The sequence below is a fragment of the Thioalkalivibrio denitrificans genome, from assembly GCF_002000365.1.
Lineage (GTDB): Bacteria > Pseudomonadota > Gammaproteobacteria > Ectothiorhodospirales > Ectothiorhodospiraceae > Thioalkalivibrio_A > Thioalkalivibrio_A denitrificans.
The window spans coordinates 21,762-48,427 of record NZ_MVBK01000038.1 but is presented as its reverse complement, the minus strand read 5'-3'; the positions used below and the strand labels follow the sequence as shown (position 1 = coordinate 48,427).

The following is a 26,666-nucleotide window of genomic DNA, read 5'->3' as shown; positions in this document are numbered from 1 at the left end:
GGGCGTGCACCTCCATCTCGGTTTGCGCTGCCCGAGGACCATTTGCTCGAGCAGCCGTGTGATGGGGCGTGTGACGCTCAAGATTGGGGTCAGAGTCGATTCATGCTGGACCACACGGCCGAGGGGCCGGCGTTGTGCGGACGAATTCGGGAGTCGATGGATTGGTGTGCGACTGTCATGGTGAGTCTCCTCCATGGTTTTCGTGTCCAGGATGTCCACGCGCGTCAGGGGCAGCGGGGGTGCCATACAGATCGGGGGCGTGTCAGTGACACGGTAGCCCCTGCGGCTGATCTGAACTAAAGTCGTTTTGGGCAAGAAACGGACGAATCCGCCATGGCGGACGGACACGACAAGCTCATGGTGGCCCTGCTGGCGGTTCCGGAGTCCACCGCCTCCACGCTCTACGGCATGTACGACATGCTGGGCTCGACCGGCCGGGACTGGGAGCTGTTCGTCAATGGCGTGCCGGGCGAGCCGCTGATCCACCCCATGATCGTCTCCGCCGATGGCCGGCGCATCCGCAGCCCAAGCGGCCTGGCCATCGAGCCGGAGTATTCGCTTGCTGACTGCCCGGACGTGGACCTGGTGGCGGTGCCGGATCTGATGGTCGCGCCGGACGAGGACATCGCCGGGCGTCACCCGGCCGAAGTGGCCTGGCTGCGGGAGCGCTACGCTTCGGGCGCGCTGCTCGCCACCGCCTGCACAGGTTCGATGATCCTCGCCGAGGCCGGTCTGCTTGACGGCCAGGACGCCACGGTCCACTGGGCCTATAGCGACGCCATGGCTGCGCGCTATCCTGCCGTGCGCGTACATCGCAACCGGGCACTGGTGATCTCGGGCGAGGGTCGGCTCATCCTGGGCGGCGGCGGCACCGCCTGGCATGACCTGGCACTGTTCCTGATCGCGCGCTTTCTCGGCGTCGAGGAGGCGATGCGCGTGGCGCGCCTGCACCTCGTGGACTGGCACCATATCGGTCAGCAGCCCTTCGCGGCGTTTGTCTGCCGACGCCAGACCGGGGACGCCGTCATCGCCGACTGCCAGGAGTGGATCGCGCAGCACTACGATCAGGACGCACCCGTGGCCGAGATGGTGCGCAGGAGCGGCCTGTCCGAACGCTCGTTCATGCGGCGCTTCGCGCGTGCCACCGGCATGTCACCGCTGGAATACGTTCACACCCTGCGCCTGGAGGAATCCAAGCAGCTGCTGGAGACAACGGACCTGTCCGTGGAAGCCGTGGCCAACGAGGTGGGCTACGAGGATGCGAGTTTCTTCGGGCGGCTGTTCAGGCGCAAGGTCGGCATCACGCCCACACAGTACCGCAGACGCTTCGCCACACTGCGCAAGGCCCTGGCGCAGCAGCAAGGGGAGCAGGCGCCGCCCTCCTCCTGACGCAAGAAAAAGGAGAAAAAGGGGACGGAGGGATTAAATCCCGCGCCCAGCCCCGGACACTTCGGCCATCACGCTGCATTCAGGGCAGACCGCCCGCACAGCGACGTCCGCCGCACACGGCGGCGGATGCGGTGACTTTCGAGGGCGGCTTCCGGGCGCATGAATTCCCTTCCGGCCATGGCCATGGGGCACTCCCTACCCCCTGAATTGATCATGGAATCGGAAACCAAACGGCCCGGCTGTCGGCAAACACCGAAGCACCGCCGTGGTCCGATGTCCCGCCGGCGCTTCACACGGCGCATTGGCCGGGTCCAGGCCGGGTTGCACCTTCCCCTTTTCCCACGGAATGCGACAATGCACCACGCGCTGCGGATGTTTGCGAAGACTCTCCTTGCTTGAGGAATGACCGATGGCGGAAATCTGGCAGGACTGGATGGCTGCATTGCGGGACGTGCAGCCGCTCGACCTCGCGTCCCAGGGGCTTGTCCTCCTGCTGGCGGCGGCTGCCGCGATGTTCGTACATCGACTTCTGGGACGACTGACCGACGGCGAGACCCGGGGCATGCGCCGACTGACGCAACATGCCATCCGGCGCATCGCCTTCCCCATCACCATGCTGCTGGTCGTGCTGGTAGGACGCGAAGGGCTTGACGCCCTGGGCCAGGCCACATGGGCGCTCGACCTGGCCGTCCCCCTGCTCATCTCTCTCGCCATCATCCGGATCCTGGTGTACGTACTGCGCAAGAGCCTGCGCAGCGGACCACTCGTAAAGGCCTGGGAGCACATCATCAGCACCGGCATCTGGCTGCTGGTGGCCCTGCACCTGCTCGGCTGGTTGCCCGGGATCCTCGAGGCCATGGACCGTCTTGCAGTCGACCTGGGCGCGGTGCGGGTGTCCCTCCTGGCGACTGTCAAGCTGGTGCTGCTACTGGGCCTGCTCCTGCTCGTTGCCATGTGGCTTTCCAACATCATCGACCGGCGTGTGGCGCAGTCACCCCATCTGAGCGCCGGCGTGGCCGCAGGCTTCTCCAAAGTCAGCAAGTTCGTTCTGATTACCGTTGCCTTTCTGTTCGTGCTCAACCTGGTGGGCATCGACCTAACGGCCCTGACGGTCTTCGGCGGCGCCTTGGGCGTAGGACTCGGCTTCGGTCTGCAACGGATCGCCAGCAACTTCATCAGTGGATTCATCCTGGTCTTCGACCGCTCCATTCGCCCCGGGGACGTGATCAGCGTCGGCAGCAAGTTCGGCTGGGTGGAAGAATTGCATTCGCGCTACGTTGTCGTGCGTGACCGGGACGGGGTAGAGACGTTGATCCCGAACGAGAACCTCATTACCACCGAAGTGATCAACTGGACCTATTCCGACCCCAACGTACGCGTCAAGGTTCCGGTGTCGGTCAGCTACAGCGATGACGTGGACCGGGCCATGGAAATTATGCTGGAGATCGCGCGCGAACACCCCAGGGTGCTGACCGACCCGGCGCCCTCCTGCCGCCTGATCGAATTCGGCGACAACGGAATACATCTGGAGGCGCGGATCTGGGTCGCAGATCCGGAAAGCGGTCTGGGCGGCGTGCGCTCGGATCTCAACCTGGAGATCTGGCGCCGCTTCAAGCAGGAGGGCATCACCATCCCCTTCCCCCAACGGGATCTGTACATCAAGGAAATGCCTCCGGGGGACGCGTGATCTGGAAAAAAGGGGACGAGGGGACGGAGGAATTAAATCCCGGCGGGAGCCGATGTGCTCCTGGGTCGCCCGCGACGCATCTGGCCAAGCCTGAGCCCGAATCGCTCCGCGAGCTGCCGGCGAAATCCATCATCCCCGATGGGCTGGGAATAATGCGCAGCACACCGGATACGGTTCAGGTCTTCCTCATCGAGATGGTGATTGAAGAGCGCCCGGTAGGCGTGTGCACGCTCCTCGGGCGTTCGCCCCAGCCTCAGGTACTCGTCGTGCGGCGTCAGCCAACTGCGTTCCAGCTTCGCATTTGCCCCATAGCTGGACCACTGGTACGCCTCGGGTCGTTTCACCATGCCCGCGCGTACCGGGTTGAGTTCGATGTATCGGTAGCAGGTGAACAGGTAGCGCTCCGACTGAATCAGACTGGATCGGTGGCGGCCCTCCCACAACGTCCCCGTCCGCCCGTACTTGCGGTTCACATACTGGGCGTAGCTGCTGCCCACCACCCTGAGGGTGTCGGAGATCGCCGTCTCGGTGTCGGGCGTCACGAGGAAATGGATGTGGTTGGTCATGAGGCAATAGGCATGAACAGCCGCCCCATAGCGCCTGGAGAGTTCCCGCCATAGCCCGAGGTAGAACTGGTAATCCTGGGGCTCGAGGAAACAGGCCTCCCGATTGTTACCACGCTGCACCACGTGATACGGGAAACCGGCCAGATAGGTCCGTGGTCGTCGTGGCATAAGCAACTCCCTTGCAGCTCCCAAGCCACCTACCCTAGAAACCATAGTCCAACCGTGGGCTCTGGTCAAAGCGCTATCCCGTCGTCCCCTGCGTGCGCCCTGGACCCAAATTAAATCCCTCCGTCCCCTTTTCCTGCCCTCGACCCCGCTAAAAATTCTTCCGTCCCCTTTTCACGCTCCGTCCCCTTTTCACGGGCGGGGGGTGGCCTATAAGTGTCGAATCGTTCGGAGGAACAGGGAGGGGGGATCATGAATCACAGACATCACGTCGTCTGGATGGGTTGGCTGGTCGGGGCGTTCTGCCTTGCTCTGGTCGGGGGGTGCGTCGGGGGTTCCGAGGCGTACCGGGATGCGCCGGATAGGTCGGCGTACCTGGATGGGGGCGACAGCAAGGTGGGCGTCATTCTCCTGCATGGCCGCGGCCACCACCCGACCTGGAAAGTGGTGGACCCCCTGCGCAGGGGCATCCACAGGGAACTCGGCTATCACACGCTCTCCCTGCAAATGCCCGCCGCCAACAAACCCTGGCGCGAGTATGCCGCGGACTTCCCCCGGGCCTACGAGGAGATTGAGGCCGGCATCGCCTTCCTCAGGGAAAAGCGCAACGTCGAGACCATCTACCTGATGGGCCACAGCATGGGCAGCGCTTACCTCGCAAGACACCCGGACGCGCCGGTGGCGGGATTCATCGGCGTCGGTGTCCGCAATCGGGGCGGTCCGCCCCTCGACAGCAACGCCAACCTGCGCATGATCTCGCTCCCCGTCGTGGACATCTACGGAGACGGCGGCGACGGCGTGGATCTGCAGGACGCACGGGCCAGATCAGACATGGTCTCCGACCGCTACAAGCAGGTATTGATCCCCGGAGCCAACCACACCTTTGATCGGCACGAGCGGCCCATGGTTCAGGCGGCTGTGGCCTGGTTGTCGGAGCGGCAATAACGCCGCGACTGCGGCGGGGGAAACTGATCCATCGGACATCAGGAGACGGACATGCGAATCACCGGATGGATTATTGCAGCCATTTTGGCGTGCACCCTGTTGACGGGTTGCACCGCGACCACGGGCACGAGCGTGGCGTCCGATGCGCAGTCCGACGCCGCATGGGCTGCGCTGGCGGCCGGCGGCAAGGTAGTGCTGTTCCGTCACGGCGAAACACAGCGCGGGGCGGGATCCGGAGATCCGCTGGTTCGTGATGGCTCATGCAACCGCGAACGCAATCTATCACCCACCGGCCGACGGCAGTTCACGCGTGTCGGGGAGGCCTTCGCGTCGCGGGGGATTCAAGTGGAGCAGGTGTTGACCAGCCCCTACTGCCGCACCCGCAACAGCGGAGAGCTTGCCTTCGGAGCCGTCGAGACGCGTGAGTTCCTGGCCCTGTCCGAGGCCTTGCCGGACGCGGTTGCCGAAGACGCCGCACTGGATGCAGCAGACCTGATCGGCAACTACGACGGCGAGGGCAATCTCGTCCTGATCACCCATGAACCGAACATCGTGCTGATCACGCAGCAACGGGTGGGCGTCGCGCAAGCGCTGGTCCTGGAGCCCGAGGGCGGGCCCTTCTTTCGCGTCATCGGATCACTGCGCTTCTAGCAGGAAAAAGGGACGAAGGGGACGGAGGGGTTAAACCCTCGCTGCCCGCACGTTGCGCGCGATCTCGTCCAGGTGCACATGTCCCGTGCCGCAGCACCCGCCCCATATATCCATGTGCGGATAGCGCTGGGACAGGTCGCCCATAAGTCGGCCCAGTTCTTCGGGATCCCCCTCCTCAAGATGCCCCAGCTGGCACAGGGCGATCTTTTCCATCCTGGAGGCGTTCGGACGGAATCCACGCAGGCGCCGGATCCAGTCTCCGTCCTCGATTCCCGGCTCGAACTCCAGGGGATGGGAGCAGTTCAGCATGTAACAGACCGGTGCGGCGTCGGTCTCCGCATCGATACTGGTCACCGCCTCGGCAATGCTGGGCCCGGAATTGAGCCGGGAAGTGCCGTCCACCGTGAGAGAGATCACCAGCGGCACGCCGATGCGCTTGGCCGCCCGAGCCACACCAACGGCCTCGGGAATGTTGTTGAACGTCATGGCGCAGGCAAAGTCCGCGTTCGCTTCCTTGAGCGTGTTCAACTGGGTCGAGTGATAATCCTCGGCCTCATCCGCCGTGATGGTGCGATTGAGCTCGTATGCGTCTCCCCGGGGGCCCACGATGCCGCCTACAAGTGTGCAGGGAATATCCCCTTCGTACTCCCGGGCCACATCCCGGAGAAACTCGATGGCCTGGTGGTTCGCATCGGCAAGCCCCTGGGGCGAGTATCCGAGCAACTCGCCCCAGTCGGGGCTTGCCCGGTAATCCAGGCCCGTCAGCATCGCACCCATGCCGTGTGAAGCCATCACATCCAGGCTGCGCCGGTACATGTCGCGCATGACCGTCACTGCATCGTCGTTGTCCAACAACGGAAACGCGGCGAAATGCGGCAACTCGAAGCCCCATTTGTACATCAACTCGGTCTCGATGCCGCCCTCGGTGAGGAACAGCGTGTCTCCCGGATGGGTCGGAAATGTCGTCTCGGTCGTCATGGGGTCCACCTCCATGGATCGGTCGTGTGTACGCCAGGTGCTCGGCCACGTGCCTGACAGGGACTCATACAACCGTAGAAGTGAAACCGGGATTTCGCAAATCTCGTGCTGCACGGACACAGGCGCTCCAGCCGGGCACTATACTCTTCGGGGGTTCCTGCGAGGTCCCGGACATGCATCAAGATCGGCGCCGCTTCCTGAAAGCCGTCGGAGTCTCCGCGGTGGCTCTGGCCTCCTGTTCTCTGGGCGCACCCCTGGGTGCAGGTGCCACAAGCCCGGAGATGAGGCGAATCGGGATCGTCGGGTCAGGCAGGGTCGGCGGCGCGCTGGGGACGGTGTGGGTGAATGTGGGACATGAGGTCATGTTTTCATCCCGGCACATCGAGAACGACCGGGCGCTGGCCGCCCGGCTCGGACGGGGCGCACGGGCCGGGTCACCGAGGGAGGCCACCGCCTTCGGTGAGGTGGTGATGATCTCGGTGCCCTACCACGCGCTGCCGGACGTCGGCAAGGAACTGGGAGACCTGCTCGAGGGCAAGGTCGTTATCGACACCTGCAACCCGTTCGTCCATCGTGACGGGGAAATCGCGAACTGGGCACGGGAAAAGGGTGCCGGACTCGCCTCGGCGGAACTGCTTCCCGGGGCACGCATCGTGCGCGCATTCAACGCCGTGGGTTATGCGCGCATGGGTGCCGCCCACGAAGAGCCGGGACGCTTCGGCATGCCCATTGCCAGCGACGACGAGGAAGCCGTCGCGATTGTTTCGCCGCTGATACGCGACATCGGCTACGAGCCCGTGTTGATCGGCGGGCTCGAATCGGGCAGACACCTGATGCCCGCAACCCCGCTGGCCGGCGAACGCACGCCGGACGAGATTCGCAGAATCGCTGCCACGCTCCAATAGGGGCCTTACAGTAGCCTCGGAAGGCTGGACGCCAAGGCGCAGGGTCACGCGGGACCGGGAAGATGGTTCCCCATATCAGGACGCATCTCTCTCCGATGGCGTTTTTGCCGAGGCCACGCTCACTCGGTTACGCCCACCATGTTTGGCTGCGTAAAGCGCCTTGTCTGCCCGGTTCAATGTTTCCTCGGCATCGACCTCGTCGGGCTGCAGCTCCGCCACGCCAATACTGACGGTGACCTTGAAGTACTCCAAGCGGCTCTCGACGGTCATCCCTGCGACTTCAGCGCGCAGGCGCTCTGCAAGCTTTCGGCCCTCCTCCAGGCCGGTTTCGGGCAGCAGTACGGCGAATTCCTCCCCACCCATGCGGGCGAACCGGTCCGTGTCGCGGAGCAACGGACGCACGGTGTGGGCAAACGCCTTCAAGGCAGCATCCCCACCTTCATGCCCGTACTTGTCGTTCACCGACTTGAACCGGTCCAGATCGATCATGAGTACGGTGAGCGGATGTGCATATCGGCGGGCACGACTGAATTCGTTCCTCAATGCCTCCATGAATGCGCGCCGGTTCTCCGTGTGGGTGAGCATGTCGGTTCGGGCATACTGCTCCAACTGCGCTGTCATCTGCTCATGCGCGGTGACGTCGCGATAGAACCAGATTCGCCCCCAGTAGGTCCCCTGGGGATCACGCAGGCCCCGCGAGTGACGCTCACACACCCGCCCATCGCGCATCTCCACGCGATAGCCGCGTTCCTCCTTATCCAGGTGTTCGTACAGATCAAGGACTCGGCTTATGAACTGATCCGGATCCTTCAATTGCCCGCGCACAGATTCCAGGGCGCCGGCGCCGTCGCCCGCTGTCATGACGCCATCCGGGATACTCCAGATCTCAAGAAACCGGCGGTTCCAGGTCTTGATGCGATTATCCGCATCCACCACCAGGATGCCGTCGGGCGATTCTTCGAGGTAAGCGGAGAGGAGCGTATCCTGGTAGCGGGTCTGCAGTTCCAGATAGACAGCCGGACTGATTTCGAGCGCGGTGCCCAGCAGGCGGAACACCTTCCCCGCAGCGTTCATGTAGGGGACCAGTGAGGTTTGCCAGTACGTGGTCCCTACGGGCAGCTCCAGCGACTCCTGGTAGTCGATGGGCGCGCGCTGACGAACGCACCGGAGGTAGTTCTCGCAGACCCGGCTGGCGGACTCCGAGGGCAGGAGTTCCTCGATCCTGCGACCGGCCGATTCGGCATGCCGCATGCCGCTCAGTTGCTCATGGCGTTCGTTGATCGCCGCCAGGTGAAAGCCGCCATCGTTGTCCACATCGATGACAAACGCCGCGATTCCCAGCTGATCAATGATGCGACGGAGCTCCGTGCTGTCGCGGCTTTCCAGGAGCCCTTTCAAGGAGGATGGTCTCCAAAAGTCGCGTCGGCTACCGGAACCACGGCACCGACAAGAAACTCAGAATGCTTGACTTCACTGTAGCCAACCATGCCGGCCTGTTCTCTATTCCTGCCGGGATATGTGGGGCAGCGAGGCACGCACAGGCCGGATACTGTGGTCCGACCCCCGTGATTCCATCTCCACCTCTCCTCTCCCTTCCCTCTCCACCTTCTCGGCCTGAAGCCAAAATAGGTAATGGCTATAAAGCAAATAAATATAATCTTCTATATCTATCAAACACCTTGAACTACAGTTAGTTCACAAGCAGTCGATTCCACACTCACCGACCACGACCAGGAGGGACACATGTCCGCACAAGACACCAAGTCAACAGGCAAATGCCCGGTGATGCACGGGGCGCACACCGCCACGGGCACTTCGAACATGGAGTGGTGGCCCAATGCGCTGAATCTCGACATCCTGCATCAGCACGACACCAAGACCAACCCGATGAACGAGGGCTTTTCCTACCGCGAGGCGGTCAAGTCGCTGGACTATGACGCGGTCAAGCGGGACGTTGAGGCACTGATGACTGACAGCCAGGACTGGTGGCCGGCGGACTGGGGCCACTACGGCGGTCTCATGATCCGCATGGCCTGGCACGCCGCCGGCTCCTACCGCGTGGCCGATGGCCGAGGCGGCGCCAACACCGGCAACCAGCGGTTCGCGCCCCTGAATTCCTGGCCCGACAACGCCAACCTCGACAAGGCCCGCCGTCTGCTGTGGCCGATCAAGAAGAAGTACGGCAACCGCCTCTCCTGGGCCGATCTGATCGTGCTCGCAGGCAACGTGGCTTATGAGTCCATGGGCCTCAAGACCTTCGGCTTCGGCTTCGGTCGCGAGGACATCTGGCATCCGGAAAAAGACACCTACTGGGGTGCCGAGAAGGAGTGGCTGGCGCCCAGCGATGAGCGTTACGGCAACGTCGAAGACCCCTCGACCATGGAAAACCCCCTGGCCGCAGTGCAGATGGGTCTGATCTACGTCAACCCCGAAGGTGTGAACGGCAAGCCGGACCCGCTCAAGACCGCCGCCCAGGTGCGCGAGACCTTCGCCCGCATGGGGATGAACGACGAGGAAACCGTGGCACTGACCGCGGGCGGCCACACCGTCGGCAAGACCCACGGCAACGGCCGGGCCGAGGACCTGGGGCCGAGCCCCGAGGGCGCGGACGTGAGCGAACAGGGTCTGGGCTGGATGAACCATACCGGCCGCGGCGTGGGCCGCGACACCGTGACCTCCGGCATCGAGGGCGCCTGGACGACACATCCGACGCAATGGGACAACGGCTATTTCGACATGCTCTTCGGCCATGAGTGGGAGCTGAAGAAATCCCCCGCCGGTGCCTGGCAGTGGGAACCCGTCGACATCCGCGAGGAAGACAAGCCCGTGGATGTGGAGGACCCGTCGATCCGCCACAATCCGATCATGACCGATGCCGACATGGCCATGCGTGAAGACCCGGCGTACCGCAAGATCTCCGATCGCTTTCACAAGGATCCGGCCTATTTATCCGAAACCTTCGCCCGTGCCTGGTTCAAGCTGATCCACCGCGACATGGGCCCGAAGGCGCGATACATCGGCCCGGAGGTTCCCGCCGAGGATCTGATCTGGCAGGACCCGGTTCCCGCCGGTAGCACCGAATATGACGCGGATGCCGTGAAGGCGAAGATCGCGGCCTCGGGGCTGACGGTCTCGGAGATGGTCTCCACCGCATGGGACAGCGCCCGCACCTTCCGCCAGTCGGATTACCGGGGCGGGGCCAACGGAGCGCGCATTCGCCTCGCGCCGCAGAAGGACTGGGAAGGCAACGAGCCCGCCCGCCTTCAGAAGGTGCTCTCGGTGTTGGAGCCGATCGCCGCGCAAAGCGGTGCCAGTGTGGCCGACGTCATCGTGCTCGCAGGCAACGTGGGCATCGAGCAGGCTGCCAAGGCCGCTGGCTTCGACGTGACCGTGCCCTTCTCCCCGGGCCGCGGCGACGCAACCGAGGAGATGACCGACGCGGACGGCTTCGCAGTGCTGGAACCGATCCATGACGGCTATCGCAACTGGCTGAAGAAGGACTACGTGGTGAGCGCCGAGGAACTGATGCTCGACCGCACGCAGCTGATGGGCCTGACCGCGGCCGAGATGACGGTCCTCGTCGGCGGCATGCGTGTGCTGGGCACCAATCACGGCGACACGAAGCACGGCGTGTTTACCGACCGCGAGGGTGCGCTCACCCAGGACTTCTTCGTGAACCTGACCGACATGGGCAACGTCTGGAAACCGGCGGGGGCTCACTACGAGATCCGCGACCGCAATACGGACGCGGTCAAGTGGACCGCCACCCGGGTGGATCTGGTGTTCGGCTCCAACTCGGTCCTGCGTGCCTATGCCGAGGTCTACGCCCAGGACGACAACAGGGAGAAGTTCGTGCGCGACTTCATCAATGCCTGGAACAAGGTGATGAACGCGGACCGTTTCGACCTGAACTGATCGACAGGTGAACCGCCCCGGGTGCCGCCAGGGAGGGCAGCAGATCGGGAACTGCAAGAAGGGAACGGAGGGTGTATCGGCCCTTCGTTCCCTTATCTTTTGACTGGCCGAGACCCGTTGCTTGATGGAGCCGGAATCGGCCCCTGGTGAGACGGAAATACGGGGCATCCTGAGCCTCCCCATTATCCTGATCCCCATCCCTCCCATGATGGTTGCCGAACGTCACCCCCGGATCACCGCCCACGTGCCGCTAACCGGATAGGTCACCTTCGCATCGTCCATGCGCCAGGGGTGGCGGCTGGTAGCCTTGTGGGTGTTGTCGCCCACGGAACCCTTGACCGTATCGGGCTTCAGTTCCAGCGCCGCGCCCAGCTGATCCAGCCACCCCCCGTTTGGGAGGTGTGCCCATCGTCGGCCCACGGTAGCGTGTTTCGGGGTCCATCAGAGGAGAACCAAGACATGCCGACGCAGCCATGGTATCGACCCGCTCTCATCGCAACGACGGTGTTGGCCCTCAGCATGGTGCTCGCAGGCTGTGGCGGACAGGACGCCGCCGCGGACGCGGAGCCGCTGACCGAAAGGCAGCAAAGGATCATCGAGAGCATTGTCACCGTCGCCGAAGCCTACGACGAGGCCGCCGCGACGCTGGAGGGCCTGTCCACTGAGACGCGCGTCCACGTCCTCAACTCGGCCGCCTACGAATTGCGCGATGAAATCACACCGCGCGCGCGATCGGCGATGAATTTCCTGACATCAGTTACATGGGAAAGACTCTCATGGGAACACAATGAATCACTCGAGGCCCTTGCCCTGGAAGGAGGACGCGGCGGGCAGCAGTTGAATGACGCCGCGTTACAATTCCTTCAGGCGCACCTGCGCGTGCTCGATGCGATCGGGATGATGGAGGCCCGGATGCCACCGCCGATCATGGATGCCGCAATCGAAAGATTCGAGGTCATGGTGGCATCGTTCTGGGACCTGATGGATCAGGAGTTCAGCGACACAATGTACGCTGCGGACGACCGGCTCCACGAATTGGAGATGCAGGCCGGCGCGAGGTGAGGTGCCGGGACACGACACCAAGCACGCTTGCTCATAGGGCGGCCCATGGCCGCCTGCTGACAGCAGGCACGGCTGACGGCGGGTACGGCCCGCCCTATGCTTCTCCTTCCGGAGACGAAGCGCGACGGGCCCGGAGACCACAATCATTCACGATCCTTGCTGCAGTGTCCGGGCTAGCAGGCTGTTGAAAAAGCCTCCGGTGGATGCCAAGCAAGGCGGAAAGCGGCGAAAAAGCGCAGTGTACATGCGAGTACATGAGCATTTTGAGCCGCTTTCCAACGCAGCATGGCGCCGCCCGAGGGTTTTTCAACAGCCTGCTAATGCTCGGGCCGGACACAACCGGAGAGCAGGTTAGGGGCGCCCGTCATTCTTCCAGAAGGCACACGGCGCAAGCGGCCCGCATCATGTCGACCTGGCTGGAACGGGGCAGCGGGAGGATGCGAAATCGGTATACTATCCCGGAATTCTCAAACCGATCACATCCAGACCGTTCGATGACCAGCACCCCAGCCACCCAGGACTGTCGCTTCTGCCGTATTGCCGCCGGTCTGGCCGACCCGCTCATTTTCGAGAACCGCTCGTTCGTCGCCGCCTTCGACACCAATCCGGTCAATCCGGGGCATTCCCTCATCATCCCACGGCGGCACGTGGTCTCTCTGTTCGATCTCAACGAGATGGAGCAATCAGACTACTTCGACGCGATTCAAGGTACACGGCAGGTCATCGAAGCGACCGACATGACCGATCTGTACCGGAACATGTTGAGCCGCGACGATTTGCGGGAGCGGCCGAAGGGCCACATCGAAAGCGTCCTGAAACTCCCCTTCCTGGACAATCGGCCCGACGCCTACACCATCGGCAACAACGACGGCCGGGCGGCCGGGCGCAGCATCGACCACCTTCACGTCATCCTCCTGCCACGCTTCCATGGAGACGTGCAGGATCCAAGGGGCGGCATCCGAAACGTGATCCCGGACCGGGCCAAGTACCACAAGTAACCACAGCATCACGTTGACCTCGACCGTGGGCCGGGTCGGGCCTCAGAGAGAACTTGCGGTCAGGTTGAGCGGAGCCAATCCCTCCGTCCCCTTTTCCCAATCCCGTCATCCTCATCCTTCTCCCAGCAACCCGCCCAATTCCAGGGACGCGGTTTCCATGAAGACCCGCAATTTGGGCGGCACGAAACGCTGGCGCGGATAGACGAGATGGACAGGGTCCGCCCTGGCCTGCCAATTCGGCAATACCCTGACAAGTCGGCCGGCCTGCAGATCCTCTCGGCAGATATAGGTGGGCAACAAGCCAATGCCCTGCCCGTGCAGCGTCATCAGGCGAATCACTCCCAGATCATTGACGATCAGATTCCCTTCCATCGGCACCGTAAGGCTGTCTTTGCGATTCGACAGCGTCCAATGCCCCTTGCCCAATGACGTGAACTGCAGACACCGGTGCCGACGCAAACCCCGTGGCGACGCCAGCGGCGGGGCAGCATCAAGATACGTTGGGCTTGCAAACAGTGCCCAACAGGCGATGCCGACCCGTTTCGCGATCAAGGTCGAATCGCGCAGCTCGCCGGCTCGGATGGCGACATCCACACCCTCCGCCACCAGGTCCAGGTAGCTGTCCGTGAGAAGCAGGTCGACGTGAATCTCAGGGTAGGCCTTGTGCAGTCGTTCGAGGAGACAGACCAGGATGGCATCCCCGAAGTCCGCGGGGGCGGTGACACGCAGCCGCCCCCTGGGCTCGCCCAGGGATGCGGTCAACGCGGCCTCCGCTTCCAGCATGTGTCCAAGCCCGGTGGCCGCATGGCGGTAATAGAGTTCGCCCAGTTCGGTGAGACTCAGTCGCCGGGTGGTGCGTTGCAACAAGGTAACCCCCAGCCGGCGCTCCAGGCGGGCAACCCGTGTGCTGATCGTGGAGGTCGGCAGGCCCAGTTGCCGTCCGGCAGCGGTAAAACTTCCCGCCTGCACAACTTTGACGAAGACAGCGGTTTCGTTGAGGTCCATGCCGATTGTTCATTCAGTGGAATAGTGTTTGCGTATTTTACCATCTAGTCGACACCTGTGCGCGTCGCTAGAGTCGTCCTCATCAACTCAGGAGGCGACATGAAAAAGCTCACCTACATCAAGCGCAGTACTGGAGGTCACTGGGTCGGCGACGGATTCCCGGTCCGGACCGTCCTTTCCTACAACGACCCTGCACATGACCTGTCCCCCTTCCTGCTGCTGGACTACGCCGGGCCCGAACACTTCGAACCCACCACCCGGCGACGGGGCGTGGGGGCGCATCCTCACCGTGGCTTCGAAACCGTCACCATCGTCTACGACGGCGAGGTGTCGCACCGCGACACAACCGGGGCCGGCGGGACCATCGGTCCGGGTGACGTGCAGTGGATGACGGCCGGATCGGGGCTGCTTCACGAGGAGTACCACAGCGACGACTACGCACGACGCGGTGGCCGGTTCGAGATGATTCAGCTCTGGGTCAATCTCCCCGCCAGCGACAAGATGACCGCACCGTCCTACCAGGGCATCACGAACGAGCGGATCCCCCAGGTTTCGCTGCCGAACGATGCCGGAACCCTGCGCGTGATCGCCGGCCAATGTGGCGACGTGGCAGGTGCCGCACACACGTTCACACCGATCAATGTCTGGGATATGCGGCTCCAGGCAGGCGGGCAGGTTTCACTCGAACTGCCGGCAGGACACACCACGGCGCTGTTCATCTTAAGCGGTCTGATCCGGACCGGCGATCAGGCGGTCGGCCCGGCCGAGCTGGCCGTGCTGGAGCGCGAGGGTTCGGAACTCGCCTTCGAAGTGGCCCAGGACAGCATGGTCCTGTTGCTCGGCGGCCAACCACTGAACGAACCGGTCGTCGGTCACGGCCCCTTTGTCATGAACTCGCGCGAGGAAATCCAGCAGGCCATGCGCGACTTCGGCGCCGGCCGGTTCGGGCGCATGCCCGCGACAGACTGACGCAGATCTGCCGGCTCTACCCGAGCCGGCATCTCACCACCCTTCCCCCGGTTGGGGGCGACTCGACAGGAGATCTCCAATGACTCAACCCTACGTTCGACTCAACAAAGACGACGCCGCCGTGCTGCTGGTGGACCATCAGGCCGGCCTGCTGTCCCTGGTGCGTGATATCGATCCCGACACGTTCCGGAACAACATCCTGGCCCTGGCCGATCTCGCCAGGTACTTCCAGCTGCCGACTGTGCTGACCACGAGTTTCGAGACCGGTCCCAACGGTCCCTTGATGAGTGAGCTCAAGGAGACTTTTCCGGATGCGCCCTATATTGCCCGCCCCGGTCAGATCAATGCATGGGACAACGGCGAGTTCGTTCAGGCGATCAAGGCGACCGGCAAGAAGCAACTGATCATTGCCGGCATCGTCACCGAAGTCTGCGTTGCCTTCCCGACCCTCTCCGCGCTGGAAGAAGGTTACGAGGTCTTCGTGGTCACGGACGCATCCGGGACCTTCAACGCCTTTACGCGCGATTCCGCCTGGCAACGCATGGCCGCCGCGGGTGCACAGTTGATGACCTGGTTCGGGGTCGCATGTGAACTGCATCGCGACTGGCGCAACGACGTCGAAGGCCTCGGGACGCTATTCGCCAATCACATCCCGGATTACCGGAACCTGATGAACAGCTTCGCGAGCATGCAGGCCGCGAAATAGGTAGCAGCGCCCCTGCATTTTGCTCGCCACAACGGGCAGGACAGATTGAAGACACCCGTTATCCTCCGTGAACTGGGTAAGGAAGTAAGGCGATGGAGGGAAGAAATGGGAAAGGAAGGGGACGGAGGACAGTTAATCCCCCGTCCCCTTTTCATCCGGATCATTGCCTGACCACCCTGATGCCACGGGCCCTGAGCAGGTCGAGCAGGTTGTCGGGGCCCAACAGGTGCGCCGCCCCCACCACCACGAACTGGCTGTGCTCATCGCCGAGCATCATTTCGATCATGCCGGCCCAGCGGCGATTGCGTGCCGCGATCAGCAGCTCATACATCTCCGGGAAGTCTGCCAGAGATTCATGCAGAAGCGCCTCCAATGCACGCATGTCCCCCTTGAGCCAGGCCTCGACAAGGGAATCCAGGTAATCGCCGTTGTCTAATTGAACCAGCGCATACTCCAGCATGGTTTCGGGATCGCTCCCAAGGTCCTCGATGAGCACATCCATCTGTTCCCGGATTGTTTCAAGCCCCCATACAGGCTTGCCGGTCTCATTGGCCATTCGGTTAAAAACCACATCGACACCGGCGCCGGCATCGTATCCATGGCGCTCGGCCCAAAGTTGCGTAAGGACGAGAACGGCCAGCCATGGGCGCAACTGCGAGAACTCCCGTCGGCCGCAACCGAGAGCCTCCGCGTGAAGCATCACACGCTCATAGAGTTCCGCTCCCACTTCATCGGCGAGACTCTCGCCCGGGGGATAGAATCCCCGCTCTTCCACGAGACGGATCGTCACCTCATCCATGTCCTCCAGGTAGGCCACCTCGACCACCAGCATGGTCGACTCTTCAAAACGGGATCTTATCTCCGGATCAAGCCAATGGATATCCGACCTGAAAAGGTGCACGGAACCCATGATCAGCAGGGTGGAATCGCCCTCACCGATCTCCCAGATGGCGGGGCCGACCGACTGGGCCGTCGCGTTAGCGCCGGCAAGGGCCATGAACAGGAACAGGAACAGGATCAAGCTGCGAATGACAGCGTCCTCAATTGTTCTGGACCGGCGCCATTGGTCACTGGCGCAAAGGGCTCAGGGTCGGACCGGGGATCGGGGCATTTTGAGCTGCCCCGGTTCTCTCAGGTTTCAGCAGGCTCGCTCACAGCGGTGTCCCTCTCCCAGCCTTCGTGCTCGAGCACGATGCGCTCGATGGCGAGGCAGTTGGCATTAGCATCCAGGGCCGGCAGCGCCTGATACTCGGCCACCCATGCGCGGTAGACCCGGTAGGAAAGCACCACAGTGCCCTGCATGTTGTACAGATTGATGAGGATGTCCTTGCGGTAATTCTTCAGAGACATGCCCGCATCGCCCTGCACGTTGAAGGCAAGTCTTGCCCAATCCTCGAAGGTGGTGTCGTGCGACAGTCCGCGCTCGATGGTGATGGGTGCGAATCTGGTCATACCGGGCGCGACGCGGTAGCTGTTGGGGGAGTCTCCCTGGCGGTAGTCCACCGGCGTAATGGTGTGCACCAGCGCACTGACCCGCAGGATGCCCGGAATCGGCACCCCGTCGGCGATGACCCGAAACTTGTAGTTGCGGTAGGGATCCAGGCGATGGGTGTTGACTGGGAACATGGCCATGGTTGTCTCTCCGGTTGGCTATTACGGTCGCTTTACAATCGCCCCTCAAGGCGTCCGTTCGCGCGCAGATTCGGGCAATGCCGGGTCAGGGCAGGGCCACTGCAAGGCTCACGGCACCCAGCAGGACGCAGGCGCACTGCAGCATGAACACCATGTCCTGCGTGGCGATGCGCCAAAGGCCGCAGGCGCCCTCCCGGCAGATGCGCACGCTCAGGCAAAGCCCCGATGCCGCCCCCAGCGAGAACCACACCAGAGCCGCCACAACGGCGATAATCCTCCGGGGATGAGCGGCCACGTCCGGCCAGTGCCAGGCCGCGCCCAGCAGAGTGGCCAGCCACAGGAGCAGGCTGATGACCAGCACCACGTGAACCAGGCCGAGCGCGATCCCTGCGGCCTGTCGCAAGTCGGAGTCGAGTGTCTGCATATGGGGGTTGCCTTGTCCAATTGCCGCCGCGGACCCACCGAAGTATAGGTAGTCCGGTGGATCGGTGACGTCGCGCCGGCTGCCCTCCCCGCCGGTGGCAGGGACGGGAGGGTCCGGGTTGCCGCCAGCGTGCGCCGTCCCACCCATCCAATCTCCTTAAAGAATAGAGGAGAAGGAGGGATCAAGAGTCAATCGCTCCGTCCCCATTTTTTCCTGGCGCCCAAGCCCTTGCGGTGCTCATCACGCCTTCCCGAGAACAAATCCCGTCCACACGGAAACGCCCGCCGCACGCAGCGGCAGACGCAGTGGTGATACGGAGTGGAATCCAGCGAGACGAGTTCCCTTCCGGCTCTGCTCATGGGGCACTCCTTGTCCCTTGCTTGATGGGCGATTCAGAAACTAGCCGCCCTCTTCGGGGCTGTCAACTGGAAGATGGGTGCCCTCTTGTTCTCCAGGCCGACGCCGAAACGCGGCCGCATCAGTCGTTCGCCCGACCGCGTCTGGAGGATCACCTTGATCGACTGGCCGACGCTTTCGGACTACGGGTTATACACCAGTCGCCCCTCGGCATCCGGGACTGAGAACGGAGGACAGTTGAAACAGCATGATGGGTGTCCACTTGTTCCTCAAAGAAAGCAAAGAAAGGGGACGGAGGGATTAACGTTAATCCCTCCGTCCCCTTTCTTTCACCGGCCTGGCAACAGAGGCGGCATAACCAACTTCCGGACCATTACCTATCTTCATATGTGCCACAACCGAAAAATTGGAGACGACCCATGAAGAACATCATCATATGCTTCGATGGTACTTGGAATACCCCCAAAGACCCCGGCGATATCGAAAAGGGAGCCAACACGAACGTCTACAAACTCTTTGAAGCCGTCCCCAAAGTCCACCAGGGCATTCGTCAGGAGAAGCATTACGTCCCTGGTGTGGGTAACCGCTGGTACAATCGCATCACGGGAGGCGCCTTCGGCGTGGGCCTGGACCGGCTCATCAAGCAGGGCTACCGGGCGCTGGTTGACCACTATGAAGAAGGTGACCGCATCTTCGTCATCGGCTTCAGCCGCGGCGCATACTCCGCCCGCAGCCTGGTCGGCATGATCCGCAATGCCGGCCTAACCCACCGGAGTCACCGCCGGGAAATCGACAGCGCCTACGAACTCTATCGCACCCGCGACGAAGGCGCGGACAGCCCCGGTGCCCTCGCCTTTCGTGAGCGCTTCTCACGCCAACCGGACATCCATTGTCTGGGAGTCTGGGACACGGTGGGTGCCTTGGGCGTCCCATTGCGTTCCTTTGACTGGTTCAATGCCCGCCGCTACGAGTTCCACGATACCGAACTTAGCGACATCGTCCACAATGCCTTCCATGCCATCGCCGTCGACGAACACCGCAGCACTTACGAGCCGACCCTGTGGGATCCGAAACAGAAACCCAATCAGCGCGTCGAACAAGCCTGGTTCAGCGGCGCCCATGCCGATATCGGCGGCGGCTACAAGGATGCCCGCCTCTCCGACATCACCCTGCACTGGATGGCCGATCGTCTGGGGGAGTGCGGCCTGGGCGTCGACAAGAATAAACTGGCGCCTGTCACGGAAGCCAACCTGCTGGCCCCTGCCCATGATTCCTTTGCCGCCTTCCTGAAGGGCGCGTACCAGCTCGTTTCCTCTCGTTTTTACCGTCCTCTGGGCACCACAACCCACGGCCATGAAACCCTGGAGGACGCAGTCCTGCAGCGCTTGAAGGAAAAAGACAACTATCGCCCGAAGAATCCCCTGCGGCCCCATCTGCGTGCGCCGAACATCACCATCGGTGACACCCCCAGGTTAAGGGATCTGCAGATCGCCGTCAGTTAACGAGGCGGATCAAGGGCACCCATCCGTTAAAAAGGAAGAAAGGAAGAAAGGGGACGGAGGAATTAAATGCTAATCCCTCCGTCCCCTTTCTTCCCCCCTTTCTTCCCATAGGCCCTCGGGACTTTCGGCATGCCCCCTTGACTATGTCAGGTTCCTTGCCTAGTTTTGAAAGTGTCGGATGGTAAGAGACGACAGCCGATCGCCTTGAACGTCCGATGGTGCTAAGACGCGTACATAGCTCGTTTAGCTTCGCCCCCCTGATGCTCGTCAGAAGGGGGGCCCTCCCCTCCCTCTTCCGGCTCCGGAAAGTAAGCACATGCTGCTGGCACTGCAGTTTCCTTTCGCCGACGCCAGGCCCTTCCTGAACCAGGGACCGGCACGCCTTTCCGCACCGGCATGGCCGATCCCGATACCGCAGAACGAGTTCGTGCGCGGTTTCGGCGCCGTCCGTTCCCGCGCGCGCGGGGCACCGGTGGGCGGTGTGTTCAGCCAGGATTTCTATTTCGCCGGATCGAAAGCCGCCATCAAATTACCGGGCCTGGGCGACGCGCCGGTGGGGCCACCCGCCGCAGGTTTGCGGCTGCGGGGCGCGTTCCGCCGGTTCTTTTGTGACGGCGGCGCGGTCAGCCGGGTCGAGATCGGACTTGGCCTGGAGGGTGCCTTCGCCGTGGACGGCGACGGCCTGCTGGGCGCAATCCGCGATGTGCTGAGGCTGCCGACAGCCGTCAAGCAACTGGACGGCATGCCGCAGCGACAGCCGCTTGGCCGGCAGGGCGCCGCCCTCGCCAAGCTTTATGCCCAGGCCACCAGCCACACCACCGATTTAACGAAACCGATGGCGCCGGCGAATTTCGTCTGGCCCGGCTTTCCCGTCGTGGTCGTTGAATACGAAATTGATCCGGCCAGCGGCCTCGCCGAACTTACCAGTGTGCCCGCGCGCAGCGACCTGATACAACCGGACAAGGTGGGCGGGCTCACCGTGGCGCACCTTACTCTGGCGATGGATGGCAGGAATATCGGCATCTGGCTGATCGGGCACACCCGCCAGGATGCCGACGCGGCACGCCGCTTGCGCCTTTGCGTGCTGCGCCTGCATGCAGAGCAGCAGGCGCTGGGGCAGATGTTGCGCTGGATGGCCAAGGGCACGATCCAGTATCAACCCCACACGCCCACCGCCGACCGGCTGGAGGAGTATTTAAACCAGGCGACGCACACGATTTTCCAAAAGGCCCGCAATGGCGTCGAGCAGATATCGCTGCGCAACATCATGGCCGCCTACGACTGGGTGATGAGCCCGTCTGAACGGGCGGTACTGCTGCAGCAACTGGAGCAGGCGCGGCGGCAGGTACGCTTGAAGCTGGAACGCTTCACCCAGCTTCAGGGCGGTGAACCGCGGCAGATGTATGTCGAAATCGCGGGCAACATCACAGGAGGCAATTTGACCATCATGGGCACCGGACCGCAGCAGACAGTCAACATCGATTACGGCCAGGGCAATACCTTCAACGGCGATGCGATCGCCGCCGGCTACATCAAGGACAGTTTCAACATCGCTTCCGGGGCAGGGGACAACAAACTCCAGGATGCGCTGACAGAACTGACCAAGACCGTCGCCGAGATGGCGCAAAAGCTGGACGCCGACCAGCAGCGCCAGGCCACGCGCAAGCTGAAGGCGCTGACCGAAGAAGCAACCGACCCGAACCCGGACAAGTCGGCACTGAAATTCAATGGCAAGGGTTTGATCGAAGCGGCAAAGACCGTCGCCGAGATGGTCGGCCCGGTCACCACCGCGGTAAAGGGCGTGCTCGCGCTCCTGGGCATCGCACTCTGACATGTACCCACACATGTGGCATCCCACGCGCGCCATTCCAGGCACCCGCGCAACCCTTGGCGAAGCAGGCGTTTTCTACAATGTTTTCAGGTACTCGACCAGCGCGTCCTTCAGTTCATCTTGGAGGGTAGTTCCATAGAGATGCCCGCTGTTGCTGTTGCCACGCTCGGCCGTGTCGTACAGCCAACCTTCATGACCTGGCATGCAGCCCCACTGCGGCGACGCCGATTCCGTTGGAAGCTCCTCCTCATCGCCGACGCAGCGGCGCGACACGAAACCGACGTTCCAGCGATCGATGACATCATAGCCGCGGTAGAAGGTGCGCGGCCTCCCTTCCTCCGGCTCCAGCATTGCCCGTAATGTCGGCACGGACCCGTTGTGCAGATAGGGAGCCCGCAGCCACACACCGTCGAGCTGCAGCGCGACATAGCCCGGCTCGTCGGGTTGCCCCATCGGTGTCCGCGTGAGCCGGAAGCGCTCCTGCACCAAGCGATTGGCGAGGTCGGCCGCCTCGCGTGACCAGGCATTGGCGCGCTCGGGATCGGTACCGATCTCGGCGAGCGGAATCACGGTACCCAGACGATTGTCGCGGCCACTCGCATGGCACGCTGCACAGTGCTGCTCGAACACGGCCTGACCCGCGGTCGCCCGTTCACGGTCTATGGGCAGTGGGTACTTGGGCGCCGGCAGAGTCATCAGCCAATCCTCCAGTTCCTGCACGCGGCGCCGGAAGAAGGGAGTGTTCTTCGCCTGCAGCCCCAGGGCCGAGTCGATGACCACGGAACGGAACGAGGTCGTCGCGCCGTCGAGATTCATCAGCATCAGCCGTGCCGGGTCGATGTCGAGCGTGGACCAGTCCGCGGTGAGCGAGTGGTCGTGCTCCGGCCAGGTCCGGCCCGGCTGCACGCGTGTCTGCAGATTCCACAGTGACGGGAAATCGGTGTTGTCCACACTGCCGTCCACCTCCATTCCCAGGAAATTGAACTTGGTGAGATTCATCGGGGCATCCCGGCCGGGGCCCCAACGCGGCAAATCATCCGCCCAGGCGAAATCACGGCCCTGCTCCTGCAAACGCTTGCGCGTGATTGGGATGTACAGGAACTTGTAGAGTTGCCGGTCGATCCAGCTCAGCGGGTAGGACGCGTCGATCTGGGTGAGAATGGTATCGGCATTGAAACGCGGATCGTTAGCCGCCCGGGTGAAGAAATCCAGCATGCCCTGGATGTCGGCCGTGTGGCTGCCGCCGGCGGCGACGATGACTGGAGTCTTCTCCGGGGCCGTACGGTATTGCGTGGCGTGACAAAGGGCGCAGTTGAAGCCCACACGCTCGAAGCCGATGGTCTTCCTGGAGAACCCTGCGGGAAACTCCGCCCCTTCGGCCCATGGGAGACCGAAGGCCGCGTAACCCCCGGGACCGGGCATCAGGTCGTCGAAGATCCGGGGCAGCACCACGACGATCCAATAGGGCATCCCCCCCTCGGATTCGCCGCCGATGGAGCCGTACAGGAAGTTCGCCTCGGGATCGCCGGTGATCCAGTCCGGCTGCGGCAGGTCCCGGAAGAACTTGTACCAGCCGTAGGCGGCGATCGGAACGGCCAGAATGAGCAGGATCAGGAACACGTTCATCACCCTGCGCTTCCATCCGGGCCTCGTCCGTTCGGTGCTCATCAGTCCATCCTCCCGCCTCTCACCCTTACGATGAGTCAGAAAGTCTTGAGGTACTCGATCAGCGCATCCTTGAGCCCGGCCTCCAGATCAGTTCCGTACTCGTGTCCGGCATTGCCGTTGCCGCGAACCTGCGTGTCGTACCGCCAGCCCCGGCGTTGAGCCTCCACGCCCAGGCTCACGAAACCGACGTTCTCGTAGTCGTAGACGTCGTACCCGATATAGAAGATCTTCGGCCTCGCGTCGGCGGGCTCCAGCAGGTAGCGCAGGTTGGGAACCGATCCGTTGTGCAGGTAGGGAGCGCGCAGCCACAGGCCATCGAGCGGCAAATTGGCGTACCCGTTGGTCTTGCGGAAATGGGCGAAACGGGCCGGATAGCAGCGCTCGGTGTCATCGGGCCGGTTCCTGCACTGCGCCTCGTTGGCCGGAAAACCGGCATACAGGGAATTCTGCGCGACAGCGAGCAGCCTCGTGTAGGAGTCCAGGCGGGCGCGGTCGGTCCCGATCACTTCGATCGGCGTCACTGTACCCACCAGGCTGCCGTCCCCTTCCGTACGGAACGGCGGGGTCCGGTTCCCATGGCAGGACCAGCAGTGCTGCTGGTAGACCGAACCCCCCAGGGCCGCCAGATCGCGGTCAATGTGACGCTCGGGGAAAGCGGGCGGCTGCGCCTTGTCCCAAAGCCAGTCCGCCACACGCAGCACGCTTCTCCTGTCAATGGTCGTCGGGGTGGCACCGGTACCGAACGCGGCGCTGAGATTGCGCTCGTCCACGCTGGTGTTGTTGCCATCCCAGTGAAGCTGCATGCCCTGTTTCCAGCGCTGGTTCCACACCGACGGAAGATCGGCGTTGCCCATCAACTCGCGTTCCGTGGCCCTCTCCATCGGAAAGCCCAGCAGGGCCTTGGCGGGGTTGAAGGTGTCGACCCGACCCGGCCCCCAGCTCGACATATCGATGAATGCCAGCCGGGACGTGAGGGTCAGGAGCTGCTCGCGCATCAGGGCGATTCCCAGGTGGCGAAACAGGAACCGGTCCAGCACACCGAACGGCTTTGGCTGATAGCGGTCTTCCGGCAGATGAGCCTCCCGCTGGAGCGCTGCCATCGCCTCGATCCCGGGCATCATCCGGTCGGACCGGAACCTCCAGTCCGACGCCGCCTGCGCAAAGAAATTGACCAGTGCCCCCAGATCGAAAGTGTTCGCCGGCATGCCGAGCACGATCTCGGCGGGTGCTCCGGGTGCGGCGCGCACCGAGCCGGTGTGGCATACGGCGCAGTTGAAATAAACCCGATCGATGCCCTGCACGCGCCGCATCGACATGCCGACGGGCAGTTCGAGGCGCGGATCCCGGTCGGGTTCGTAGATCATGCCAAACGCGGCGTAGCCCTGACCCGGTTGCTGGTCCGGCAGGTACTGCGGAAACAGCTCCGGCAGTGCGACCCAGACCCAATAGGGAATGCCCAAACCCAACTGCTTCCCGAACCCTCGTTCGCCCCCGGTGGACCCGTACTTGAAGTGATCCTCGTCGAGGGCGTAGGTGACCGGGCGATCATCTGCCAGACGGATGGCCAGATAGGTCCCCCCGACGAGCAGGCCGGCCAGCGTGAACACGCCGACGAGTAATGCGAATCCACGCAGTGGGCCGAGCTGCGCATCACGGCCAAACTCCAGCAGGAAGCGGGCAATCCGGCGCCTGCCCCAATAAACCACGCCCAGGTATACCCCGGGACTGACCTCCCGGATCTCGTCGCGGATCCAGCGTGCCACAAGGGAGGTCCTGGAGTAATCGAGTACCACCGCGGAACCGTCGGCAAACCAGCTCTGGTCCTCGTACACGCGTGCCCGGATCAAGGGCCACCCCAAGGGACCGATGCGATTCTTCAGATCCCCGGACCTGGCGCGGAAGATCTTGCCCTTCCAGAAGAGCAGGCGGATCAACAGCGCGAGGAATCGGCCGAACCAGGAGCCGGGCAACAGGACCGCGGTCCCGCGGGCCCGGCCCTCCGGGATCGGACCGGCCGCACTATCCCGAAACAGCTGATCGAGTTCGCTCCCGGACATCGACTGCAGGTGCTTCGCCTCAATCGCCATGACTTCCCTCCGGTTGAAAGTGCGCCTCCGATTCAGGGAACGTCACCGGCAGCGGGTCCACGGACAACCGGGTGGTCCGCACCCTCATCCCGATCTCGCCCAGTTGCTGCGCCAGCGCGGCCTTGCAGACGAACAGGATCAACCCCTGTCCGGGACAGCTCCGCGGACCACGCAGGAACAGGCTGGACGCTCCGGTGATCGCATCCCCCGCCGGGTCCAGCCACCGTTCCGGGCGATAGGCATCGACCGAAGCACCCAGGGCCGGGTCGCGATGCAGGAGCGGGAAATAGTGGATGATCTCCTGCTCGCCATCCTTGCTCCGGTGAAATGTCATCCGGACCGGCGGAAACAGCCTCCCCGTCTCGAGCAGGCAGGCCTCCAGGTATTTCAGGCTGCCGACTGTCGTGGCCTGATCAGGGGCGCCAGCCGCGGAGAGTTCGTCGAGTGCCTGGCGGTGAACCGCGGGACGCGAGGTGATCATCGCAAGCGTTCGCGTCAGGAGATCCGTCCCTGAACCGGTGAAGGTGAACATCCAATGCGGGATCTGCTGGATGAACTCCTCCTCATCGGCCGGCGGATCCTTGTTCCGCGCGAGGTCCAGCAAGTTGTCGGCATCGGCTGCCAACGGCTGGCGCACCCGGCTGCGCAGATGCCCGTACAGGCGGCGGCGGATGGGTCGATACCGGATGCCGAGCAGCCTCCGTCGCACCGGGCTCTGGACGGCCTCGAACATCGCCTGGACATCGCTGGCCAGCCTCGGGTCTGCGACACCCGGGACGATCCCGAGCATCACCTGCGCCATCGCCGAACGCACGTCTTCGGAGGACCGCACAGGGGGCGAGAAGGCTGCGCGAATCTGTGCCAGGAACCGCTGTGCCAGCGGGTGACCGTCATCGAAAGCGAGTGCCCGCTCGTGAAACTCGCGAAGCCGCGCCCAGTCCTGACCGGGAGCAATGGTCAGCGCGCGGGGAGCGAGGAAGGACATCGCGTTGCGCTTGGAGCGACCAGGAGGCAGGCCGTCCTTGGCCGGCGATGGATCGAGAATGCTTCGGGAGGACTCGCCACTGGTCACCAGCAGGTATGCACGCCGGAAAATGCGGACCGCAATATCGCCGCCCCGGCCCGAGCGCGCTCTCGCCCATCGGCAGATGACGGCGCCCGGATCCGCGCGCGATCGCCGCCACAGGCGCTCGATCAGCAGGGTCGAACCCAAACGGAGCAAAC

23 protein-coding genes and 2 pseudogenes are annotated in these 26,666 nt (G+C 63.2%); 12 read left to right on the top strand and 13 right to left on the bottom strand.

Going from position 1 to position 26,666, the window contains the following annotated elements:
• Nucleotides 1-333: 333 nt before the first annotated feature.
• Both B1C78_RS06730 and B1C78_RS06725 read left to right on the top strand, forming a co-directional pair.
• Nucleotides 334-1,389 (top strand): GlxA family transcriptional regulator, encoded by a 1,056-nt coding sequence (locus tag B1C78_RS06730; RefSeq protein ID WP_077278390.1) that lies wholly within the window; start codon nt 334-336, stop codon nt 1,387-1,389.
• Nucleotides 1,390-1,798: 409 nt separating this feature from the next.
• Nucleotides 1,799-3,076 carry a mechanosensitive ion channel family protein gene (locus B1C78_RS06725; protein WP_077278389.1) on the top strand — a complete coding sequence of 426 codons (1,278 nt, stop codon included), beginning with the start codon at nt 1,799-1,801 and terminating at the stop codon, nt 3,074-3,076.
• Between the two features lie 32 nt (nt 3,077-3,108).
• Here the strand turns inward: B1C78_RS06725 and B1C78_RS06720 are convergent, their stop codons facing one another.
• A complete protein-coding gene (locus B1C78_RS06720) occupies nt 3,109-3,810 on the bottom strand; it encodes a transposase (protein ID WP_077278388.1) in 702 nt (233 codons plus the stop codon).
• A gap of 249 nt (nt 3,811-4,059) precedes the next feature.
• Here B1C78_RS06720 and B1C78_RS06715 point away from each other — a divergent pair, with 249 nt between their 5' ends.
• Nucleotides 4,060-4,752: an alpha/beta hydrolase gene (locus tag B1C78_RS06715; protein ID WP_139349832.1), complete on the top strand. Its 693-nt coding sequence runs from the start codon at nt 4,060-4,062 to the stop codon at nt 4,750-4,752.
• Between the two features lie 51 nt (nt 4,753-4,803).
• Nucleotides 4,804-5,403: a histidine phosphatase family protein gene (locus B1C78_RS06710; RefSeq protein WP_077278386.1), complete on the top strand. Its 600-nt coding sequence runs from the start codon at nt 4,804-4,806 to the stop codon at nt 5,401-5,403.
• A gap of 30 nt (nt 5,404-5,433) precedes the next feature.
• Here the strand turns inward: B1C78_RS06710 and B1C78_RS06705 are convergent, their stop codons facing one another.
• Entirely contained in the window at nt 5,434-6,381 is a 948-nt protein-coding gene (locus tag B1C78_RS06705) for a homocysteine S-methyltransferase family protein (protein ID WP_077278385.1), read from the bottom strand.
• Between B1C78_RS06705 and B1C78_RS06700 the strand changes: the two genes are divergently transcribed.
• A complete protein-coding gene (locus B1C78_RS06700; protein WP_077278384.1) occupies nt 6,363-7,286 on the top strand; it encodes an NAD(P)-binding domain-containing protein in 924 nt (307 codons plus the stop codon). The genes B1C78_RS06705 and B1C78_RS06700 overlap by 19 nt on opposite strands.
• A gap of 75 nt (nt 7,287-7,361) precedes the next feature.
• Here B1C78_RS06700 and B1C78_RS06695 read toward each other — a convergent pair whose 3' ends face one another.
• The gene (locus B1C78_RS06695) at nt 7,362-8,684 is read right to left on the bottom strand and encodes a sensor domain-containing diguanylate cyclase (RefSeq protein ID WP_077278383.1); all 1,323 of its coding nucleotides are present in this window, start codon (nt 8,682-8,684) and stop codon (nt 7,362-7,364) included.
• Between the two features lie 345 nt (nt 8,685-9,029).
• Here B1C78_RS06695 and katG point away from each other — a divergent pair, with 345 nt between their 5' ends.
• Complete coding sequence (gene katG / locus B1C78_RS06690; protein WP_077278382.1) at nt 9,030-11,201, top strand: catalase/peroxidase HPI; 2,172 nt, start codon at nt 9,030-9,032, stop codon at nt 11,199-11,201.
• Between the two features lie 222 nt (nt 11,202-11,423).
• On the opposite strand, the gene B1C78_RS06685 is transcribed toward katG, so the two are convergent.
• Nucleotides 11,424-11,621 carry a hypothetical protein gene (locus tag B1C78_RS06685; protein ID WP_077278381.1) on the bottom strand — a complete coding sequence of 66 codons (198 nt, stop codon included), beginning with the start codon at nt 11,619-11,621 and terminating at the stop codon, nt 11,424-11,426.
• A gap of 39 nt (nt 11,622-11,660) precedes the next feature.
• On the opposite strand from B1C78_RS06685, the gene B1C78_RS06680 reads away from it, so the two are divergent.
• Nucleotides 11,661-12,263, top strand: a complete 603-nt coding sequence (locus B1C78_RS06680; RefSeq protein WP_077278380.1) for a hypothetical protein — start codon at nt 11,661-11,663, stop codon at nt 12,261-12,263.
• 494 nt (nt 12,264-12,757) lie between these two features.
• The gene (locus tag B1C78_RS06675; RefSeq protein WP_077278379.1) at nt 12,758-13,261 is read left to right on the top strand and encodes an HIT family protein; all 504 of its coding nucleotides are present in this window, start codon (nt 12,758-12,760) and stop codon (nt 13,259-13,261) included.
• 111 nt (nt 13,262-13,372) lie between these two features.
• Here B1C78_RS06675 and B1C78_RS06670 read toward each other — a convergent pair whose 3' ends face one another.
• Nucleotides 13,373-14,266: a LysR family transcriptional regulator gene (locus B1C78_RS06670; RefSeq protein WP_077278378.1), complete on the bottom strand. Its 894-nt coding sequence runs from the start codon at nt 14,264-14,266 to the stop codon at nt 13,373-13,375.
• 99 nt (nt 14,267-14,365) lie between these two features.
• Here B1C78_RS06670 and B1C78_RS06665 point away from each other — a divergent pair, with 99 nt between their 5' ends.
• Together B1C78_RS06665 and ycaC are read left to right on the top strand one after the other, a co-directional pair.
• Nucleotides 14,366-15,235, top strand: a complete 870-nt coding sequence (locus tag B1C78_RS06665; RefSeq protein WP_077278377.1) for a pirin family protein — start codon at nt 14,366-14,368, stop codon at nt 15,233-15,235.
• Between the two features lie 79 nt (nt 15,236-15,314).
• The gene (gene ycaC, locus B1C78_RS06660) at nt 15,315-15,941 is read left to right on the top strand and encodes an isochorismate family cysteine hydrolase YcaC (RefSeq protein WP_077278376.1); all 627 of its coding nucleotides are present in this window, start codon (nt 15,315-15,317) and stop codon (nt 15,939-15,941) included.
• 160 nt (nt 15,942-16,101) lie between these two features.
• Here the strand turns inward: ycaC and B1C78_RS06655 are convergent, their stop codons facing one another.
• The 5 genes and pseudogenes from B1C78_RS06655 to B1C78_RS18045 all read right to left on the bottom strand — a co-directional run.
• Complete coding sequence (locus B1C78_RS06655; protein WP_077278375.1) at nt 16,102-16,962, bottom strand: TraB/GumN family protein; 861 nt, start codon at nt 16,960-16,962, stop codon at nt 16,102-16,104.
• Nucleotides 16,963-17,072: 110 nt separating this feature from the next.
• Entirely contained in the window at nt 17,073-17,573 is a 501-nt protein-coding gene (locus tag B1C78_RS06650) for a phage tail protein (protein WP_077278374.1), read from the bottom strand.
• Nucleotides 17,574-17,658: 85 nt separating this feature from the next.
• On the bottom strand, nt 17,659-17,997 hold the full coding sequence (locus tag B1C78_RS06645) for a hypothetical protein (protein ID WP_077278373.1): 339 nt from the start codon (nt 17,995-17,997) through the stop codon (nt 17,659-17,661).
• A 224-nt stretch (nt 17,998-18,221) separates the two neighbouring features.
• A pseudogene (locus tag B1C78_RS17980) lies at nt 18,222-18,356 on the bottom strand (transposase); the annotation flags it as partial.
• Between the two features lie 33 nt (nt 18,357-18,389).
• A pseudogene (locus B1C78_RS18045) lies at nt 18,390-18,521 on the bottom strand (GPW/gp25 family protein); the annotation flags it as partial.
• A 252-nt stretch (nt 18,522-18,773) separates the two neighbouring features.
• On the opposite strand from B1C78_RS18045, the gene B1C78_RS06635 reads away from it, so the two are divergent.
• Together B1C78_RS06635 and B1C78_RS06630 are read left to right on the top strand one after the other, a co-directional pair.
• On the top strand, nt 18,774-19,856 hold the full coding sequence (locus B1C78_RS06635) for a DUF2235 domain-containing protein (protein ID WP_077278371.1): 1,083 nt from the start codon (nt 18,774-18,776) through the stop codon (nt 19,854-19,856).
• Between the two features lie 316 nt (nt 19,857-20,172).
• Nucleotides 20,173-21,687 carry a hypothetical protein gene (locus tag B1C78_RS06630; RefSeq protein WP_077278370.1) on the top strand — a complete coding sequence of 505 codons (1,515 nt, stop codon included), beginning with the start codon at nt 20,173-20,175 and terminating at the stop codon, nt 21,685-21,687.
• A 75-nt stretch (nt 21,688-21,762) separates the two neighbouring features.
• Here the strand turns inward: B1C78_RS06630 and B1C78_RS06625 are convergent, their stop codons facing one another.
• The 3 genes from B1C78_RS06625 to B1C78_RS06615 form a co-directional block, all read right to left on the bottom strand.
• A complete protein-coding gene (locus tag B1C78_RS06625; protein ID WP_077278369.1) occupies nt 21,763-23,313 on the bottom strand; it encodes a c-type cytochrome in 1,551 nt (516 codons plus the stop codon).
• Nucleotides 23,314-23,390: 77 nt separating this feature from the next.
• Nucleotides 23,391-25,442, bottom strand: coding sequence for a c-type cytochrome (locus B1C78_RS06620; protein ID WP_217698014.1), 2,052 nt, complete (start codon nt 25,440-25,442; stop codon nt 23,391-23,393).
• Nucleotides 25,432-26,664, bottom strand: coding sequence for a cytochrome P450 (locus B1C78_RS06615; RefSeq protein ID WP_175628249.1), 1,233 nt, complete (start codon nt 26,662-26,664; stop codon nt 25,432-25,434). The genes B1C78_RS06620 and B1C78_RS06615 overlap by 11 nt, the downstream gene beginning before the upstream one ends.
• Between the last annotated feature and the right edge of the window lie 2 nt (nt 26,665-26,666).

Bases quoted from the DNA above. Each gene is read 5' to 3' on its own strand.
- B1C78_RS06620 (WP_217698014.1), bottom strand. From the start codon at position 25,442: ATGGCGATTGAGGCGAAGCACCTGCAGTCGATGTCCGGGAGCGAACTC.
- B1C78_RS06635 (WP_077278371.1), top strand. From the start codon at position 18,774: ATGAAGAACATCATCATATGCTTCGATGGTACTTGGAATACCCCCAAA.
- B1C78_RS06670 (WP_077278378.1), bottom strand. From the start codon at position 14,266: ATGGACCTCAACGAAACCGCTGTCTTCGTCAAAGTTGTGCAGGCGGGA.
- B1C78_RS06710 (WP_077278386.1), top strand. From the start codon at position 4,804: ATGCGAATCACCGGATGGATTATTGCAGCCATTTTGGCGTGCACCCTG.
- B1C78_RS06625 (WP_077278369.1), bottom strand. From the start codon at position 23,313: ATGAACGTGTTCCTGATCCTGCTCATTCTGGCCGTTCCGATCGCCGCC.
- B1C78_RS06680 (WP_077278380.1), top strand. From the start codon at position 11,661: ATGCCGACGCAGCCATGGTATCGACCCGCTCTCATCGCAACGACGGTG.
- B1C78_RS06630 (WP_077278370.1), top strand. From the start codon at position 20,173: ATGCTGCTGGCACTGCAGTTTCCTTTCGCCGACGCCAGGCCCTTCCTG.
- B1C78_RS06715 (WP_139349832.1), top strand. From the start codon at position 4,060: ATGAATCACAGACATCACGTCGTCTGGATGGGTTGGCTGGTCGGGGCG.
- B1C78_RS06650 (WP_077278374.1), bottom strand. From the start codon at position 17,573: ATGGCCATGTTCCCAGTCAACACCCATCGCCTGGATCCCTACCGCAAC.
- B1C78_RS06725 (WP_077278389.1), top strand. From the start codon at position 1,799: ATGGCGGAAATCTGGCAGGACTGGATGGCTGCATTGCGGGACGTGCAG.
- B1C78_RS06645 (WP_077278373.1), bottom strand. From the start codon at position 17,997: ATGCAGACACTCGACTCCGACTTGCGACAGGCCGCAGGGATCGCGCTC.
- B1C78_RS06730 (WP_077278390.1), top strand. From the start codon at position 334: ATGGCGGACGGACACGACAAGCTCATGGTGGCCCTGCTGGCGGTTCCG.
- B1C78_RS06700 (WP_077278384.1), top strand. From the start codon at position 6,363: ATGTCGTCTCGGTCGTCATGGGGTCCACCTCCATGGATCGGTCGTGTG.
- katG (WP_077278382.1), top strand. From the start codon at position 9,030: ATGTCCGCACAAGACACCAAGTCAACAGGCAAATGCCCGGTGATGCAC.
- B1C78_RS06705 (WP_077278385.1), bottom strand. From the start codon at position 6,381: ATGACGACCGAGACGACATTTCCGACCCATCCGGGAGACACGCTGTTC.
- B1C78_RS06675 (WP_077278379.1), top strand. From the start codon at position 12,758: ATGACCAGCACCCCAGCCACCCAGGACTGTCGCTTCTGCCGTATTGCC.
- ycaC (WP_077278376.1), top strand. From the start codon at position 15,315: ATGACTCAACCCTACGTTCGACTCAACAAAGACGACGCCGCCGTGCTG.
- B1C78_RS06665 (WP_077278377.1), top strand. From the start codon at position 14,366: ATGAAAAAGCTCACCTACATCAAGCGCAGTACTGGAGGTCACTGGGTC.
- B1C78_RS06720 (WP_077278388.1), bottom strand. From the start codon at position 3,810: ATGCCACGACGACCACGGACCTATCTGGCCGGTTTCCCGTATCACGTG.